Genomic DNA, 16,345 nt, shown 5'->3' on the forward strand with positions numbered 1-16,345 from the left:
GGTGGGGTCAGGTGGTGGTGAGCCGGTTGCGGCCGAGGAACTGGGTGAGGCTGCGGAACTGCACCTGCTGGACCAGGACGGCGGCGACGATGATGCCGCCCTTGACCATGTTCTGGGCCTCGGTGGAGAGGCCGTTGATGGCGAAGAGGTTGGTGATGGTGGCGAAGATGACCACCCCGAGCAGCGAACCGATGATGGTGCCCCGCCCGCCGCTGAGCAGCGTCCCGCCGATGATCGCGGCGGCGATCGCGTCCAGCTCGTAGAGGTTCGCCATCGCCGCCTGCGCCGAGGTGGCCTGGGCGGTGAGCATGATGGCGGCGATGCCGCAGCACAGGCCGGAGAGCGCGTAGAGCAGCACGGTGTGCCGCTTGACGTCGATGCCGGCCAGCCGGGCCGCCTCCGGATTGCCGCCGACCGCGACGGTGCGGCGGCCGAAGGTGGTCCGGTTGAGCAGCACCCAGCCGGCCGCGACCACCGCGGCGAGGATGTAGACCAGCAGCGGGATGCCGAGCACGTCGGTGCTGGCGATGCCGTTGATGGTGGCGTTGTCGGAGACCTGCGTCTGCTTGTCGGAGATCTCCGCGGCCAGGCCGCGGGCCGCGACCAGCATGGCCAGGGTGGCGATGAACGGCACCAGCCGGCCGTACGAGATGAGCAGGCCGTTGACCAGGCCCACCGCTAGCCCGACGGTGAGCGCGCTGAAGATCATGCCACCGGCGCCGTAACTCTGGGTGGCCACCGTGGTACACCAGACGCCGGCCAGCGCGACGATGGCGCCGACCGACAGGTCGATGCCGCCGCCGATGATCACGAAGGTCATCCCGACGGTGACCACGCCGACCACCGAGGCCAGCTTGAGGATGCTGAGGACGTTGCCCCACACCCAGTCCGGGTTGGAGTAGAGGTCGGGGCGGGTGAGCATGCCGATCACGATCAGCACCGCCAGCACCGCGATCAGGCCGAGGTTGCGCCGGACGCCGTCGCCGCCGTCGCCGCGCCACCAGGAGAGCCGGCCGCCGCCGCTCGCCGCCCGTCCGGCCGCCGCGGCCTGCGCCGGGTCCACCGGCGGTGACTGCGCCGGCAGCTGCGTCGCCCGCTCCGGCGCCGCGGTGGGGGTGGGAGTCACATCGCTCATGCCGGTGCGCCTTCCATCAGGGACCCCGCCATGACGAGGTCGAGCACACTGTTCTCGTCGAGTTCGCCGGCCGGGGCCTCACGGACGACCCGTCCCTCCCGCATCACCAGCACCCGGTCGGCCAGGCCGAGCACCTCGGGCACCTCGCTGGAGACCAGCAGCACGCCGACACCGCGGGCCGCGAGGGCCCGGATGACCTGGTAGAGCTCGGCGCGGGCGCCGACGTCCACGCCCCGGGTGGGCTCGTCGAGCAGCAGCAGCCGGGTGTCGCCGAGCAGCCACCGTCCGACCACGACTTTCTGCTGGTTGCCCCCGGAGAGGGTGCGCACCGGCCGGCGTACGTCGCGGGGACGCAGCTCCAGGGACTCGGCGACCCGGTCGGCCTCGGCGCGTTCCCGGCCGGCGTCGGTGAAGCCGATCCGGGCGTACCGGCCGAAGGTGGCCAGGGTGACGTTGCGGTAGATGGGCTCGCCGAGCAGGAGCGCCTGACTCTTGCGCTCCTCGGGCGCCATGCCCATGCCGGCTCGGACCGCCGCCTGCACGCTGCCGGGACGCAGCACCCTGCCGGCCATCCGCACCGAGCCGGCCTCCGCACGCCGGGCGCCGTAGATCGTCTCCAGCAGCTCCGACCGGCCGGAGCCGACCAGCCCGGCGACGCCCACGATCTCCCCGGCGTGGACGGTGAGCGAGACGTCGGCGAACTCGCCGGCCCGGGTCAGCCCGTCCACCCGCAGCAGCTCCTCGCCGCCGGGGTCGGCGGCGGGACGCTCCGGGAAGACGTACTCGATGGTGCGGCCGGTCATCCGGCTCACCAGGTCGCGGGTCGGGGTGTCGCGGGCCGGCAGGTTCGCCGCGGTGGTCCGGCCGTCCTTGAGTACGGTGACCCGGTCGCCGATCTCGCGGATCTCCTCCAGCCGGTGCGAGATGTAGATGACCGCGATGCCCTGGGCGGTCAGCTCGCGGATGATCCGGAACAGGTTGCCCACCTCGTCGTGGGCCAGCACCGCGCTTGGCTCGTCCATGATGATCAGCCGTGCCTCGTGGGAGAGGGCGCGGGCCATGCTGACGATCTGCTTGCCGGCGGCGGGCAGCGCGCGGACCATCCGCCCTGGCGGGATCTCGGCGTGGCCGAGCCGGCCGAGGATCTGCCGGGTCCGCCGGGCCATGCGGCCGCGGCGGATGAACCCGAACCGGCGCGGTTCGTGGCCGAGGAAGGCGTTCTCCGCGACCGAGAGGTCCTCGACCAGGTCAAGTTCCTGGTAGATGGTGGCTATGCCGGCACGCATCGCGGCCTGCGGGTTGGCGAAGCTGACCGGCTCGCCCCGCCACCGCACCTGCCCGGAGTCCGGGCGGTGCACGCCGGCCAGCACCTTGATCAGGGTGGACTTGCCCGCGCCGTTCTGCCCGAGCAGGCAGTGCACCTCGCCGGCGCGTACCTCCAGCTGCACCCCGTCCAGCGCCCGAACGCCGGGGAAGGTCTTGACCACGTCGGTGAGGCGCAGGACCACCTCGCCCGCGACGGTGCCGGCGGGGGCTTCGACCAGCGGGGCATCTGTCACGACGACCTCCTCGGGTTGCTCGCTCGTGCCGGCGATCCGCGTCGCTGCGTGCCGTCCCGAAGCACCGTCGGGCCGTGCCGGTGATCCGCTCGCTGACGCTCGCTCATGACGCCTCCGCGAAAGCCACGTCGCTGGCGAGCACGGCGGCGCCGGCGACCCCGGCACGCGGCCCGAGCTCGGACAGGACGACCGGGAGGTTGCCGGTGGCCAGCGGCAGCGACCGGCGGTAGACCACGCTGCGGATCTCGGCCAGCAGGATGTGACCGAGCTGGGCGAGCCCACCGCCGATCACGATCATGGACGGGTTGGTGAAGCTGACCAGCCCGGCCAGTACGCCGCCGACCCGCCGCCCTCCGTCACGGATCAGCTGGATGCAGGTGACGTCCCCCTCGACGGCGCCCTCGGCGACGTCGATCGCGCTCACCGCGCCCCGCCCGGCGAGCCGCTCGGCCAGCGTGGGTGAGGTGCCGCTGCGCGCGGCGGCGGTGGCGTCCTTGGCCAGCGCGGCGCCACTGAACAGTGCCTCCAGGCAGCCGACGTTGCCGCAGGAGCACATCGGACCGTGCGAGTCGACCTGGATGTGGCCGATGTCGCCGGCGCAGCCGTCGGTGCCCCGGTAGACCTCGCCGCTGAGGTAGATCCCGCACCCTATCCCGGTGCCGATCTTCACGAAGAGGAAGTCGTCAACCGAGTGCGCGACCCCGCCGTGCCGCTCGCCGACCGCCATGATGTTGACGTCGTTGTCTACCACGGCCGGGCAGCCGTGCTCGCGGGTGAGCAGCTCGCGGACCGGGAAACGGTCCCAGCCCGGCATGATCGGCGGGGAGACCGGCACCCCGTCGCGGAAGCTGACCGGCCCCGGCACCCCGATGCCGACCGCGTCGAGCCGCTCGTACGCGCCGTCCACCTTCGCCTTGTGCAGCAGCTCGTTGACCCGCTGCAGGGTGACCTTCGGGCCGGAGCGGATGTCGGCCGCCTCGGCGTACGCGGCGACCGGCTCCAGCCGGCCGTTGACCACCTCGACGTCGATCGAGCTGGCGCCGAGGTCCACGGCGGCGAAGCGCAGGTGCGGGCTCAGCTCGACCAGTGTGGAGCGCCGCCCGCCCCGGGACGCGGCGAGGCCCGCCTCGGCGACGTAGCCGAGGCCGACCAGGCGCTCCAGTTCGGCGAGCAGCCGGGGCCGCGGCATCTGCAGCCGGTCGCCCAGCTCGGCCCGGGAGACCGCCCCCTCGTCGCGCAGCAGCCGCAACAACCGTACGTGCAGGGGGTCGACGGTCCGCACCGGACTCACCTCTTCATGGGCCGTGCTTCACATCGACGCAACGTCGATGTGTCGTGTCCGACACAGTAGGAGTCTTCCGTGGCAGCTGTCCAGAGCTTCAGCGAATCTGACATCAACTTTTGTCCGCCAGAACAAAAGCTATCAGTGGATCAAGTAAAGGATCACCGGCTGCGGCCTGGGCGATCTCGCTCCGTGTACACCACCCGCAGCCCGGACGTCCCCGGATACCCGGGCGCCCCGCGCGAACTCCGTTCGTACCCAGACCGCCCGCCGTCGGGGGCGGCCGGCGGGGCGGGTCGGCGACCGGGGGTCAGCGGCGGCCGGCGTTGCGCCTCTTGCGGAGCTTGCGGTGGTCGCGCAGTTCGACGTAGGGCTCCTCGTCCTCGCCGTGACCGGCCGTGATGGCGCGGCTGCGCTCCAGCTCGGCGTCGAACTCCACCCCGAGCAGGATCGCGATGTTGCTCAGCCAGAGCCAGATCAGGAAGATGATCACGCTGGCGAGCGCGCCGTACGTCTTGTTGTACGAGCCGAAGTTGCTGACGTAGAGAGCGAAGAGGCCGGAGATCACCAGCCAGATCACCACGGCCAGCACGCTGCCCGGGGTGACCCAGCGGAAGCCGCCGGGCTTCGCGTTGGGCGAGGCCCAGTAGAGGAGGGCGAAGATCAGGCTGACCAGGACCAGCAGCACCGGCCACTTGGCGACGTTCCACACCGTCACCGCCGTCGAGCCGAGGCCGATCGCCTCGCCGACCTGTTCGGCGAGGCCGCCGGTGAAGACCACGATCAGCGCGCTGGCCAGCAGCATCACGCCGATCACCGCGGTGACGCCGATCCGGATCGGCAGCTTCTTCCAGATCGGCCGCCCCTCCGGCACGTCGTAGACGGTGTTCGAGGCACGCATGAACGCGGCGACATAGCCGGACGCGGACCAGAACGCGACAAGCAGACCGAGGATCGCCGCGAGGCCGGCGAACCCGCCGGTCTGCTGCGCCTGGTCGATCGCGCTCTCGGCGATCTGCCGGATGTTCTCCTCCGGCACCACCTGGTTGACGGTGTCCTTGACGCCCTCGGTCGCGCGTGGCCCGAGCAGGCCGAGGATCGAGACCAGCACCAGCAGGCCGGGGAAAATGGCGAGCACCCCGAAATAGGTCAACGCCGCAGCCCAGTCGATCAGGCTGTCGTCCTGGAACTCCCGGAACGTGCGACGCAGGGCCGCCCTCCACCGGATGCCCGGCAGCTCGGTCGGGCGGTCCGGCCCGTCGTCCGGGCTGACCGGACCGGTGCGCCCGCCGCGACCCGGCGCGGACCGGTCGGCGGGGTGGGCGGGGCCCGCGCGGCGGTCACCGCCGGCCCGGCCGGCGGCCGGCGCCCCGTCACGGTCGCGCCCGCCGCGGGCGGACGTCTCGTCGGAGGCCATCGCCCCTCCCTCGTGGTCGGCTGTGTCCCTGCGACATGCCCGGCGGTGGCGGCGGTCAACCCTACGGGTAGAGCAGCCTGCCCATCCGGCGCGAAGCGACCAGCAGGCCGACGGCCAGCACGGCGAGCAGGTAGAGCACGTCGAGCAGCCAGGCCCAGCCGGCGGTGCCGACGGAGATGTCGCGGATCAGGTGCACGGCGCGATAGAGCGGGGTCACCTCGACCATCCAGCGCAGCAGGGCCGGATACGCCTCCGCCGGGACGAACGTGCCGGAGAAGAGGAAGAGGGTGAACTGCGCCGAGCCCATCAGGTCGAAATCCTGCCAGCTACGCATGAAGGTGGTGATCGCCATGCCGAGCGCCCCGAAGGCGAAGCCGACCAGTACCGCCGCCGGGAACGCGACCAACCCCCGCACCGCCGTGGTCAGGTCCATCACCACCATCACCACCAGGAACGCGGCCGAGTACGCGCTGCCCCGCAGCATCGCCCAGCCCAGCTCGCCGAGGGCGATCTCGAACGGCTGCACCGGGGTGGCGATCACCCCGTCGTACAGCCGCATGTACTTCATCTTCCCGAAGAAGTTGAAGGTCGTCTCCGCCAGCGCGCCGGTCATCGCCGACGAGGCGAGCATCGCCGGCGCGACAAACGCGGCGTACGTCACGACCTCGCCGCCGGGCAGGGTGAGGTCGCCGACCAGCGCGCCCACCCCGACGCCGATGGAGAGCAGGTAGAGCAGCGGCTCCACGAAACCGGAGATGAGCAGCAGCCAGTAGACGGACCTCAGGGCCGCGACGTTGCGCTCGGCCACCGAGACCGACCGCCGGGACGCGGCGGAGACGTCGACCAGCCGGGGCAGGACGAGACTGACCACCAGATGCCTTCCCTAGATGACGAGCCGGCGCCGGAACGCGGCCCGGGCCAGCAGCCAGCCGGCGAGCGCCCAGGCACCGAGGTAGAGCAGGTGACCGGCGACCGACCACTGGGGAGCGACGCCGAGTGTCGCCGCCCGGCACAGGTCGACGCCGTGCCACAGCGGGGTCGCGTACGCCAGCCAGCGCAGCGCCACGGGCAGTGACTCGACCGGGAAGAACACCCCGGCGAAGAGGGTCATCGGGATCACCGCGAAGCGGAACAGCATCGCCAGCCAACTGTCCGTGGACACCGCCGAGGTGTACGCGAACGTCGGCGCGGCCACGGCCAGGCCGAGCAGTGCCACCACCGGCAGCGCGGTGACCGCCCACGGCGAGACCAGCGCGCCGAACAGCGCGGTGACCAGCAGGAACGCCGCGCTGGCACTGAGCACCCGGAACAGCACGAAGGCCAGGTGGCCGGTGAGGATGTCAGCCACCCGCAGCGGTGCCGTGCTCTGCGCGAAATAGGTCTTGGTCCACTGGAAGTTGCCGAACACCGGCCAGGTCGACTCGGCGATGGCCACCTGCACCGCGGTCGACGCGAGCAGGCCGGGCACCAGCCAGTCGAGGTAGCGCACGCCGTCGACGCCCTGGTCGATGTACGCACCGACACCGAAGCCGAAGCCGGCCACGGTCAGCACCGGCAGCAGGAAAGACGAGAACACCCCGGCCCGCCAGGTGCGCCGGTAGCCGACCAGGTGGTACGCCAGCACCGCGAGCGCCGGCACCCGGGGCGGCGTCGGCCGCGCCCGCACCGCCACGCTCACCCCGACCACCCCTGTTTCCCGCCCACATCGGCCTTCCTACCGGCCGGGTACGACATGACCGCCACCCTACGATCGGCCACCGGCGCTGTCGCGCCAGTTTCCTGCTCCCCCGGCCCTCAAAGACGTGCAAGCGGAGTGTCGTCGGGGCCGACCGCCGGGGGCGGCCCCGACCAGCAAGAGCTCACCACCGAGGTTTCCTGGTACCGAGACAAACCAACCACGGGAGCAACGCAGTTGAGCCAATGAATAGGCTCGTGTCCAGGGGAAGCTTTCCCACTAACCAGAGAAGCGGAGAGAGCGCCCAGAGCAGGAAACCCGTCACGGCAAGAACCCATCCCGCCCTGGTCACCTGCGGTAACGTCTTCGCGAGCCTGCATCCACCCTCGATTCCCAGCCGACCCAACCGACTCTCGCACCGAAGCGGCAGCAACCCGGAAAGGCTAATCCCAGAACTCAAACCGGTTATAACAACAGTCCATGATCTGGGTTCCCCCTTCATATGATCCGGTATATGCCTTGTGGTAGCCCTCGGCCCAGTTGAAGTTGCATCTAACCCAAACGTTAGCCCCTTGATTGTTTCGACAGTACCGATCGGGGATACCGCTTCTGGACCATACAAGACCTATCGCAGCCCTGCCGTCACTTCTTAGGTCTTTGACGTATACATAATCTCCATAAGTTGCAACACAGATTCTCGCGAGGTTTCCTGAGCTGCACTGATCGGCGGTGCGCGGGTCGTCGTCCGGCTCTCCCCCGTCGTAGTACCAGTACTCGCCGGTCTGGCAACTGGAGTACGACCGCGCGCACACCTCGCTCCACGTGGGCGCGCTTGCGCTGGCTCCTGCGCTGGCGGTAACAGGGAAGGCGATCAAGGAAACAGTTGTCAACACTATACAAAGAACCGCAGCTTCTGCGTGCCTCAACAAAGATGTCATTGATTCACCTTTCTTGTTGTCTACGGTTCAGCTGCTCACGCTCCGACATTTCCACAATGTACCGCCCTCGAGCCGAGGCTCACAAACCCCAGGCAGCAACGTTTCACGCCCACCCGGGGGCACCCAGGGTCATTGCGTCTGTCGCTGTCGAAGATCCCCGCCATCGCCGACGGGCCCGAGACCAGCCGAGTGAAGCGGTCAGCCGTTCTCCTGCGTCCACGACGGACTGTCCTCGTCCCCGTCGTAGTGGTGCACCGACTGCACCTCTGCACCACTGGCGTTGTCAGTCCACGAGCGGACCCGCTCGCGGGTGACGTCCGGCGTGCGGTGTCACGCGGGGTATGTGCAGCTCATCGCCGGCGTCCGCGCCCCGGGACCGGGCCGTGACGATGCCGCCGCCGATCGCGGTGAGCAGCGCCGCCACGCTGCCGGCCATCAGCGCGCCGCGCAGCGGCTGCTCCGCGGCCGGCACGCTGAACCAGACCGTGGCGAAGATGCCGAGGTAGAGCACTCCCAGCCCGTCCTGCCCGCCGCAGCCGACCCGCCACAACCGACACCGGCACCGCCGCTCGTCGCGCCCGAGCCCACCGGCGGCCAGATGTCCGGCCGATGCTACGGGCACCGGACCATCCGGCGGATACAGCCCCTCAATCGACCAGGGTGCGGCCGGTGAGGTGCAGGACGCCGCGGCTGGCTGACCACCTGCGGCGACGCGGCGCCACGATCCCAAGGGACCGTGGCGCCACTGGCGCTAACGCCGCCATCCAAGCTTGGCCAACTGGGGGCCAGGGCCCCGGAGTAGTCCGGGAATGTCCGCTTGATCATGGGATGCCGTGGAGGTTGAGGGCGGCTGTGGGCGTGGTGTGAGCGCGGCGGGCGCTGGCGGTTGATCCAGCCGGTGAGGCGGAAGGTGCCGCGGATGATGTCGCGGAGGGTGGCCACGGGGGTTGACTTGCCCCACGCTGATCGCTGAAGATGTGCCGCAACTCATTGGACACGAACGTGTAACCGGCCGCATGGACGGTCGGTCATCGCTCGTCCGGGCCTGATGCGGCAGCGCTGCGCGGTCACGTCGAGCCGCATGTCGGGGTGCTGGGCGACCGACCGGTGCCGCGGGGGATCTGCACACCCAACCCGGGTGCCGCATTTGACGGTTGACGCACCGGGCGATGTCTGGCCGTCAATGTTAGCGCTCACATATGTAGACGTCTATGCCTGTGCCAGTGGGCCGCTCACCAACCACTGCCCGGCTCGCTTCATGTCGGCGGTCCAAATCATGAAGGGAAAGATGCTATGTCGGTTGAATCTGCGCGCCCCGCGAGGTGGCGTCGTCGGTGGCGGTCGGGGTTAGCCGCTGCGGCAGTCGTGGCGGTTGTGGGCGGGCTGCTCACGGTGGCCCAGACGCCGGCGTCGGCCGCTACGGTGGACACCACCGCCTGGTATGTGCTGGTGAACCGCAACAGTGGCAAGGCCCTCGACGTCCACGGCGCGTCCACCGCCGACGGCGCCCGGCTCATCCAGTGGACCCGCACCAACGCCAACAACCAGCAATTCCAGTTCGTGGACTCCGGCGGCGGCTACTACCGGCTGAAGGCCCGCCACTCGGGCAAGGTCGCCGACGTGTTCAACTTCTCCACCGCCAACGGTGGGGCGATCGTGCAGTGGGCCGACGCTAACGGCACCAACCAGCAGTTCCGGCTGGCCGACTCCGACAGCGGTTACGTCCGGCTGGTCAACCGCAACAGCGGCAAGGTCGCCGAGGTGGCGGGCCTGTCGACCGCCGACGGCGCCAACATCCAGCAGTGGGACGACCGGAACGGCAGCAACCAGCAGTGGCAGCTCATCCGGGTCGATGGGGGCAGCGCATGTGCTCTTCCGTCGAGCTACCGCTGGACATCGACCGGCCCGCTGGCAGAGCCGGAGTCGGGGTGGGTCGCACTCAAGGACTTCACCGCCGTCGTCCACAACGGCCAGAACATCGTCTATGCCACGACGCACGACACCGGCGCCGGCGACGCCGGGGCCTGGGAATCGACGGCCTTCAGCCCCTTCACAAACTGGTCCGACATGGCGTCGGCCACCCAGAACAGAATGTCCTTCAATGCCGTCGCGCCGACGCTGTTGTACTTCGCCCCGAAGAACATCTGGGTGCTCGCCTACCAGTGGGGTTGGCCAGACACCTTCTCCTACCGCACCTCGAGCGACCCCACCAACCCCAACGGCTGGTCCGCGCAGCAGCAGCTGTTCACGGGCACCCTCCCGGCTGGGGCCCCCCTCGACCAGACCCTCATCGCCGACGACACGAACATGTACATGTTCTTCGCCGACGACCTCGGCGGCATCTACCGCGCCAGCATGCCCATCGGCAACTTCCCGGGCAGCTTCGGTTCGTCGTTCACGAAGATCATGAGCGACACGGCGGCCAACCTGTTCGAGGCGGTTGAGGTCTACAAGATCCAGGGCCAGAACCAATACCTCATGATCGTCGAGGCGCAGGGCAACAACGGCCGCTTCTTCCGCTCGTTCACCGCCACCAGCCTGGACGGTACGTGGACACCGCAGGCCGCAACCGAGAACAACCCCTTCGCCGGCAAGGCCAACAGCGGCGCCACCTGGACCAACGACATCAGCCACGGCGATCTGGTTCGCACCAACCCCGACCAGACCAAGACCGTCGACCCGTGTAATCTCCAGTTCCTCTACCAGGGGCGCGACCCCAGCTCCGACGGCATGGACTACGGCCTCCTGCCGTACCGGCCGGGCCTGCTGACACTGCAGCGCTAGCCAGTGGCGTGACGCAGGTCCGGCTCGAGTGTTCCTGACGTTCGTGGGCAAACGACGTACGCCGAACCGGGTGAGCGTTGTCACGGCTCGCGATCAGGATCGGGTGGAACTAAAGGGCGGGCTCGGTGCAAGGCCGAGCCCGCCTGGCACGCGGAGCCCGGATCACCCACTGTCCGAGCGACAGCTTCTTCTGGCTGCAACTGAGCGAGCAACCCGACCAGATCAAGGTGCACCGGGCCTGGCCCCGGACCGTCGACAGGCTTCCGCTTCACCGTCGGCGAGATCACCTGGAACGACAACGCGCTCAGAGGGATTTCGTGCCTCGCTGCCATACCCTGCCGCGAGGCAGCCGCGGCGTGACCCGCCCCGGCGATGAGCGATGATGACACAGCGAGCACGACACCCTTGGTGAGTCTTGAAGCGTAGACAACTTCATGATCCACAAGTGTCGTGCTCGCTCCTCATCCGGACACGGTCCCCCAGAACAAGATTAGGCAAAAGGGGACATTCGCGGACTACTCCGGGGCCCTGAGCTGGGGGCGAGCCCGACCAACTAGATCATCACCGCCGAGGTTTCCTGGTACCGAGATAAGTCAACCACGGGATCAAAGCAGTTGAGCCAGTGAATAGGCTCGTGTCCAGGGGAAGCTTGCCCGCTATCCAGAGCACCGGAGAGAGCGCCCAGAGCAGGAAACCCATCACGGCAAGAACCCACCCCGCTTTGGTCACCTGCGGTGCGTCTTGGCGAGCATGCATCCACCCTCATGATCCAGGGGGCATAGCCGATCGACTATGCCCCCTGGATGCTGCTGGTGCGCCGCCAGGGACTCGAACCCCGAACCCGCGGATTAAGAGGGGCACCGACGTGGGCAGACATGCCGCGGGCGGTTCGCGCAGGATCGCGGCCGCGCGCCAACAATGATCACCATGGAGATCACCCGCCTCGGCGACTACCTGACGGGGATGAGCCCTCGGGTTCGACACCGCCGAAGCCGAGGGCTCATTTTCAGGTGAACGCTATGACGGCCGCACTGGCGCCTCGGCGAACAGGGCGTGCAACTGTTCAGCCTCCTCGTCTGAGCACCGGATACAGACCCCCTCCCAGTTCCCCGTGAGCTGTAGCAGCAGCCGGCCGCCGCCGTTGATCTCCATTCGCTGCGGGCTCACCGTGCTGCCGAGGACGTCGGCGGCACGAGGGGTCCAGGTACCGGTGTGCCGGCCTCTGCCAAGGGTCGTCACGCCGTCGGCCGATTCCAACGACCGCCGGTCGCTCGGCTCTAGGACATCAACGCTGAACTGGTCAGCGCCTCGGGTACTCAGCCACTTCGCCAACGACCGCCACCAAGCGTCGAACGCAGCCTCCTGCCGTTCCTCGTCTAGTTCGTTCCACCAATCCGGCAGGTCAGACTCGACCAGTGGAAGCGGGGTGCTCAGGTCGTCAGTCGCGACCAGCCCGAGCGCGGGATGAGTAAAGAATTCAGTCACCATCTTAGTGCACGCGCCTTCCCCACCACCTGTAGTGGTACAACGCCTTGTGCTTGCCCTTGGAATTCATTTTGCCTCGGACCCAGTGGACGTACTGCGGTAGCCGTCGCGGCGGTCCAACTTTAGGTACCGGTAACTCCCGTATGTGTAACTACGGTACTTGAAACCGATCACCGTATTCCGTGAGTTCCAGAAGCCCCACTTGGGTCGCGCCGACGCGGCCGACCGGGCATGGTTCCACAACCACTTTCCAGCGCCCCAGTACTTCTTGCCCATGAACTTGGCGTAGCGCCACCACTGCTTGCCGGCCCACTTTGCCGACCGGATGCACCAGCGGCCGATCTTGCAGGCCGCCGCCCCGGCGCGGAGGGCGATTGAGATCCACTTGCCGTCGAGATCCTCCTTGTTCACCGGATCGCCGCAGGTGTACTCGTACGCGTTGCAGCTGCCTCCGTCGACCGGGTCGACTTGGAGAAAGCGGCCGGTGACGGTGTTGTAGAGGCGGACGCCCATCAGGACGATCCCCGACGGCGTGTCTGCGGCCCGCTGCTTGGCGCCGAGCCAGCCGTACCGCTGCGCGCCGATGTCGTCGGGGTTGCGGGGTGTGCCGTACTCGGTGGCTTCGCTGGTGCTGGATAGGCCCTCGTCGTCGCCGTGGATCGCGGCGACGAGGTCGCCGTGCAGGTTGGTGATCTGCCAGTCGACCTGAGAGCTCTCGCTGTTGAAGATGCCCGGAATCGCGGAGAGGCCGGACACGGGCCGGGTGAACGTCCGCAACGGGATCCTGTCCCCGCATGTCCCGGTCAGCCGAAGCGTCTGCCGCTCCCGGTCTCCGCTGCACTTCCTCGCGGTCCTCAAGGTCGTCAGGACAGCCGAAACGCCCGCTCCCGTTGTGATCGGGAGCGGGCGCTGTCGTACGGCGAGGGCCGCTACTTCCGCCCGGCGGCGTGGGCGACGAACGCCCGCCACACGGCGGGCTCGAACGTCAACGCCGGGCCGCCCGGGTCCTTCGAATCCCGTACCGCCACCACGCCGGGCAGGTTGTCAGCCACCTCCACGCAGGCACCGCCGCTGCCGTTGCTACGGGTGCTCTTGCGCCACCGGGCGCCGGTCAGGTCCATGTCTCCGCCACCTCCCGCCATCAAGCGACCCTCCCCGGAGATGAGGTTCTACCGCCGGGCAACAGTTGCGACGAACGCCCGCCACACGGCGGGCTCGAACGTCAACGCCGGGCCGCCCGGGTCCTTCGAATCACGTACCGCCACCACGCCGGGCAGGTTGTCAGCCACCTCCACGCAGTTGCCGCCATCGGGGCCGCTGCGGGTGCTCTTGCGCCACCGGGCACCGGTCAGGTCCATGTCTCCGCCACTTCCGCCATAAGATCGAGGGACTGCTGCTGCGATAGTGCCTCACCACGGATCGACTCCCAAACCTCGACCATCTGCCGCACGTAATCGGCGCGGTCGATCACCTGCCCGTGGCGCTGCCCTGCGAGATAGACGAGGTCCTCCCCTTGTGGTGCGGTGGCGATCACGAAGGGCCCACCGAGCCCAACGTACGCCCCGGCCGACGTCGGCACGACCTGGATCCGGACCCGCGGCAGGGTTGAGCCGACCTTCACCAGATGGCGAAGCTGGTCGCGCATCACCTCCGGCCCACCGATACGGCGGCGCAGCAGGTGCTCGTCGACGACCACGCTGAGCAGTGGTGGCCGGTCGCGGGTGAGCACGCCTTGCCGGTCGATCCGGGCGGTCACCTGCTGGTCGATCTCGTCCGGCGCGAACAACCCGCCTCCGGACAGCAGCGCGCGAGCGTACCCCTCGGTCTGTAACAGACCGGGTACACACAGGGGCTCGAATGTGCGCAGCGCCGTCGCCTCCTGCTCGATGCCTACCCAGTCGCGGAACCACGGCACGACGGTCTCCTCGTTGATCCGCTTCTGGATCCGCTCGAACCGCCCGTCGGTGCCGAACACCGCGTCGCACCGCCGGGCGAAGTCCTGGCTCGGCCGGCGCTCGCGGGTCTCCACCTTCGCCACCAGCGCCGCCGAATAGCTCAGCGCCTCGGCCAGCGCGCTCTGCGACATCTCGCTGGTGAACCGCGCGAGCCGCAGCTCCTCGGCGAAGTGGTCGAGCATGGGCGAGCGTTCCACGGACAACCTCCGTACCTGCCGCGTACCGGGGCGATCGGCCCACGGACGCGATCAGCGTCCGCGTGGCACCTCTGCCCAGCGTAGTGGTGTCCTCACCAGACTGTCAGCCAGCGGGACCGCTCACGGGTGACAGACGGCGGGCGGAACCAGGCCGGGGCGTCCCGAGCGGATGACCGGGGCGCCCCACCCAGGCGAAGGAGATTCCGTCATGCGATTGCGACTCTGGCGCTGCCGGCGCCTTAGCCCGCCCCTGCCGCTCCCCCGGCGTACGCCGGGCTTCCCGAGCCGTACGCCCAACGAACGCCCGGCGTGGGCGACCGCGCCGACGGAGGTCTTCCCGACGAACGGGCCGGGACGCCCCGGGAGGCTGACCCGGGCCCAGGAGTGGCGAGCGAACGGGGGCCACTGGTGAGGGATTTACCCGCAGTGTCCACACTGCCGCAGGTCGTGCGGTGGGAGGACTGATGCCCCGCTATCGCCCCCACGTCGCGGCCCGGCCCTCCTGGCGCTGCCGGGTTTGTGGCGTCGCCTGGCCGTGCTCGCCGGCTCGGCTGGCGTTGCTCGGCGAGTACCGACACGACCGGACGGCGCTGCTGATCTACCTCGGCACCCTGCTGCACGAGGCGATGACCGACCTGGCCGGGCTGAGCGAGCGGGCGTCCCCGCCGAGCAGGCCGGGCGGCCGGGAAGCGCCGGGCGAGCTGTCCCACCGCTTCCTAACGTGGGCGAAGGCCCGCGACAGCTGAGGGTGGGCGGACCGGTCAGTCGACCAGGGTGCGGCCGGTGAGGTGCAGGAAGACGTCCTCCAGGCTGCTGCGCCGGACCAGCACGTTGGCCGGGGTCAGCCCGAGCGCGTGGACCTCGGCCAGCGCCGCGTCGCCGTCGGCGACGTAGAGCAGGATCCGGTCCGGCAGCACCTCGACCCGCTCGGCCAGCCCGTCGACCTTGCCGGCGAACGCCTCCTGCGACTCGGCGACGAACCGCAGCTCCACCACCTCCCGAGTGGAGTGCCGCTCGATCAGGGCCCGGGGCGAACCCTCGGCGACGATCCGCCCGCCGTCCATCACCACCAGCCGGTCGCAGAGCTGCTCCGCCTCGTCCATGTAGTGGGTGGTGAGGACCAGCGTCACGCCCTGCTGCTTGAGCCGGAACAGCCGCTCCCACACCAGGTGCCGGGCCTGCGGGTCGAGCCCGGTGGTCGGCTCGTCGAGGAGCATGATCTCCGGCTCGTTGACCAGGGCGCGGGCGATGGTGAGCCGCCGCTTCATGCCGCCAGAGAGCGGCTCGACCTTGCTGTCGGCCCGCTCGGCGAGCTGGACGAAGTCGAGCAGCTCGGCGGCGCGCGCCCGGGCCACCCGGCGCGGGATGCCGAAGTAGCGGGCGTACGTGGTCAGGTTCTCCCGGACGGTCAGCTCGGGGTCGAGATTGTCGAGCTGGGGGCAGACGCCGAGGCGGGCCCGGATCGCCGGCCCGTCGCGCACCGGATCCATGCCGAGGATGCGCAGCTCGCCCCCGCTGGGCGGGGAGATGCAGCCGATCATCCGCATCGTGGAGGACTTTCCGGCGCCGTTGGGCCCGAGAAAGCCGAACGCCTCGCCGGCGCGCACCTCGACGTCGATGCCGTCGACGGCGGGGAAGTCGCCGAACCGCTTCACCAGCCCCCGCGCCTGGATGAGTGGTTTGGTCACGAGACCGACCCTAACCGGCGGGTCCGACACTCCCCACCGAGTTTCCGCCTCGTCACGATCGTCGGCGCGGTGGCGGCACGACACGCCGGGCCAGCCACCGCTCAAGCGTCACTGATCAGGAGCACGCCGCAGGGCGGGGCACCGCCGTCGCCGGGCACGCGCGGGGCTGGTCACCCCCGCCGGGGGGCGCGGCGCGCCGGTAGGCGGTCAGGTGTCGGTGGGGGTGGTGG

The 16,345-nt window shown here is 69.4% G+C and carries 15 protein-coding genes; 2 read left to right on the forward strand and 13 right to left on the reverse strand.

Going from position 1 to position 16,345, the window contains the following annotated elements; translation table 11 throughout:
- Window positions 1-7: 7 nt before the first annotated feature.
- From C1I99_RS19125 to C1I99_RS19155, 7 genes are all read right to left on the reverse strand, one after another.
- The gene (locus C1I99_RS19125; protein ID WP_111135588.1) at window positions 8-1,135 is read right to left on the reverse strand and encodes an ABC transporter permease; all 1,128 of its coding nucleotides are present in this window, start codon (window positions 1,133-1,135) and stop codon (window positions 8-10) included.
- Window positions 1,132-2,694 (reverse strand): sugar ABC transporter ATP-binding protein, encoded by a 1,563-nt coding sequence (locus C1I99_RS19130; protein ID WP_111135589.1) that lies wholly within the window; start codon window positions 2,692-2,694, stop codon window positions 1,132-1,134. The genes C1I99_RS19125 and C1I99_RS19130 overlap by 4 nt, the downstream gene beginning before the upstream one ends.
- 103 nt (window positions 2,695-2,797) lie before the next feature.
- Window positions 2,798-3,976 (reverse strand): ROK family protein, encoded by a 1,179-nt coding sequence (locus C1I99_RS19135; RefSeq protein ID WP_111135590.1) that lies wholly within the window; start codon window positions 3,974-3,976, stop codon window positions 2,798-2,800.
- Between the two features lie 310 nt (window positions 3,977-4,286).
- Window positions 4,287-5,393 carry a YihY/virulence factor BrkB family protein gene (locus C1I99_RS19140; RefSeq protein ID WP_111135591.1) on the reverse strand — a complete coding sequence of 369 codons (1,107 nt, stop codon included), beginning with the start codon at window positions 5,391-5,393 and terminating at the stop codon, window positions 4,287-4,289.
- Between the two features lie 61 nt (window positions 5,394-5,454).
- Complete coding sequence (locus C1I99_RS19145; RefSeq protein WP_111135592.1) at window positions 5,455-6,264, reverse strand: ABC transporter permease; 810 nt, start codon at window positions 6,262-6,264, stop codon at window positions 5,455-5,457.
- 12 nt (window positions 6,265-6,276) lie between these two features.
- Window positions 6,277-7,071: an ABC transporter permease gene (locus tag C1I99_RS19150; protein ID WP_233512590.1), complete on the reverse strand. Its 795-nt coding sequence runs from the start codon at window positions 7,069-7,071 to the stop codon at window positions 6,277-6,279.
- A 1,218-nt stretch (window positions 7,072-8,289) separates the two neighbouring features.
- A complete protein-coding gene (locus C1I99_RS19155; RefSeq protein ID WP_146603991.1) occupies window positions 8,290-8,628 on the reverse strand; it encodes a hypothetical protein in 339 nt (112 codons plus the stop codon).
- 671 nt (window positions 8,629-9,299) lie between these two features.
- Here C1I99_RS19155 and C1I99_RS19160 point away from each other — a divergent pair.
- On the forward strand, window positions 9,300-10,790 hold the full coding sequence (locus C1I99_RS19160; RefSeq protein WP_111135595.1) for a non-reducing end alpha-L-arabinofuranosidase family hydrolase: 1,491 nt from the start codon (window positions 9,300-9,302) through the stop codon (window positions 10,788-10,790).
- Between the two features lie 1,017 nt (window positions 10,791-11,807).
- Here the strand turns inward: C1I99_RS19160 and C1I99_RS19165 are convergent.
- The 5 genes from C1I99_RS19165 to C1I99_RS19185 all read right to left on the reverse strand — a co-directional run bounded on the left by C1I99_RS19165 (window position 11,808) and on the right by C1I99_RS19185 (window position 14,427).
- A complete protein-coding gene (locus C1I99_RS19165) occupies window positions 11,808-12,278 on the reverse strand; it encodes a hypothetical protein (RefSeq protein WP_111135596.1) in 471 nt (156 codons plus the stop codon).
- A 63-nt stretch (window positions 12,279-12,341) separates the two neighbouring features.
- Window positions 12,342-13,052, reverse strand: a complete 711-nt coding sequence (locus C1I99_RS19170) for an RHS repeat-associated core domain-containing protein (RefSeq protein WP_233512591.1) — start codon at window positions 13,050-13,052, stop codon at window positions 12,342-12,344.
- A 152-nt stretch (window positions 13,053-13,204) separates the two neighbouring features.
- Window positions 13,205-13,396 (reverse strand): DUF397 domain-containing protein, encoded by a 192-nt coding sequence (locus C1I99_RS19175; protein WP_111135598.1) that lies wholly within the window; start codon window positions 13,394-13,396, stop codon window positions 13,205-13,207.
- Between the two features lie 48 nt (window positions 13,397-13,444).
- On the reverse strand, window positions 13,445-13,633 hold the full coding sequence (locus tag C1I99_RS19180) for a DUF397 domain-containing protein (RefSeq protein WP_111135599.1): 189 nt from the start codon (window positions 13,631-13,633) through the stop codon (window positions 13,445-13,447).
- Window positions 13,624-14,427: a helix-turn-helix domain-containing protein gene (locus C1I99_RS19185; RefSeq protein WP_233512592.1), complete on the reverse strand. Its 804-nt coding sequence runs from the start codon at window positions 14,425-14,427 to the stop codon at window positions 13,624-13,626. Before C1I99_RS19185 ends, C1I99_RS19180 begins: the two co-directional genes overlap by 10 nt.
- A 464-nt stretch (window positions 14,428-14,891) precedes the next feature.
- Between C1I99_RS19185 and C1I99_RS19195 the strand changes: the two genes are divergently transcribed.
- The gene (locus tag C1I99_RS19195) at window positions 14,892-15,173 is read left to right on the forward strand and encodes a flavin reductase (RefSeq protein WP_111135602.1); all 282 of its coding nucleotides are present in this window, start codon (window positions 14,892-14,894) and stop codon (window positions 15,171-15,173) included.
- 15 nt (window positions 15,174-15,188) lie between these two features.
- On the opposite strand, the gene C1I99_RS19200 is transcribed toward C1I99_RS19195, so the two are convergent.
- Complete coding sequence (locus tag C1I99_RS19200) at window positions 15,189-16,115, reverse strand: ABC transporter ATP-binding protein (protein ID WP_111135603.1); 927 nt, start codon at window positions 16,113-16,115, stop codon at window positions 15,189-15,191.
- Between the last annotated feature and the right edge of the window lie 230 nt (window positions 16,116-16,345).

The organism is Micromonospora deserti, from assembly GCF_003236335.1.
GTDB classification, from domain to species: Bacteria; Actinomycetota; Actinomycetes; order Mycobacteriales; family Micromonosporaceae; genus Micromonospora; species Micromonospora deserti.

What these genes read in the sequence shown, in the direction of transcription:
- C1I99_RS19125 (WP_111135588.1), bottom strand. Translation starts at nt 1,135, where the DNA reads ATGAGCGATGTGACTCCCACCCCCACCGCGGCGCCGGAGCGGGCGACG.
- C1I99_RS19140 (WP_111135591.1), bottom strand. Translation starts at nt 5,393, where the DNA reads ATGGCCTCCGACGAGACGTCCGCCCGCGGCGGGCGCGACCGTGACGGG.
- C1I99_RS19160 (WP_111135595.1), top strand. Translation starts at nt 9,300, where the DNA reads ATGTCGGTTGAATCTGCGCGCCCCGCGAGGTGGCGTCGTCGGTGGCGG.
- C1I99_RS19165 (WP_111135596.1), bottom strand. Translation starts at nt 12,278, where the DNA reads ATGGTGACTGAATTCTTTACTCATCCCGCGCTCGGGCTGGTCGCGACT.
- C1I99_RS19175 (WP_111135598.1), bottom strand. Translation starts at nt 13,396, where the DNA reads ATGGACCTGACCGGCGCCCGGTGGCGCAAGAGCACCCGTAGCAACGGC.
- C1I99_RS19180 (WP_111135599.1), bottom strand. Translation starts at nt 13,633, where the DNA reads ATGGACCTGACCGGTGCCCGGTGGCGCAAGAGCACCCGCAGCGGCCCC.
- C1I99_RS19195 (WP_111135602.1), top strand. Translation starts at nt 14,892, where the DNA reads ATGCCCCGCTATCGCCCCCACGTCGCGGCCCGGCCCTCCTGGCGCTGC.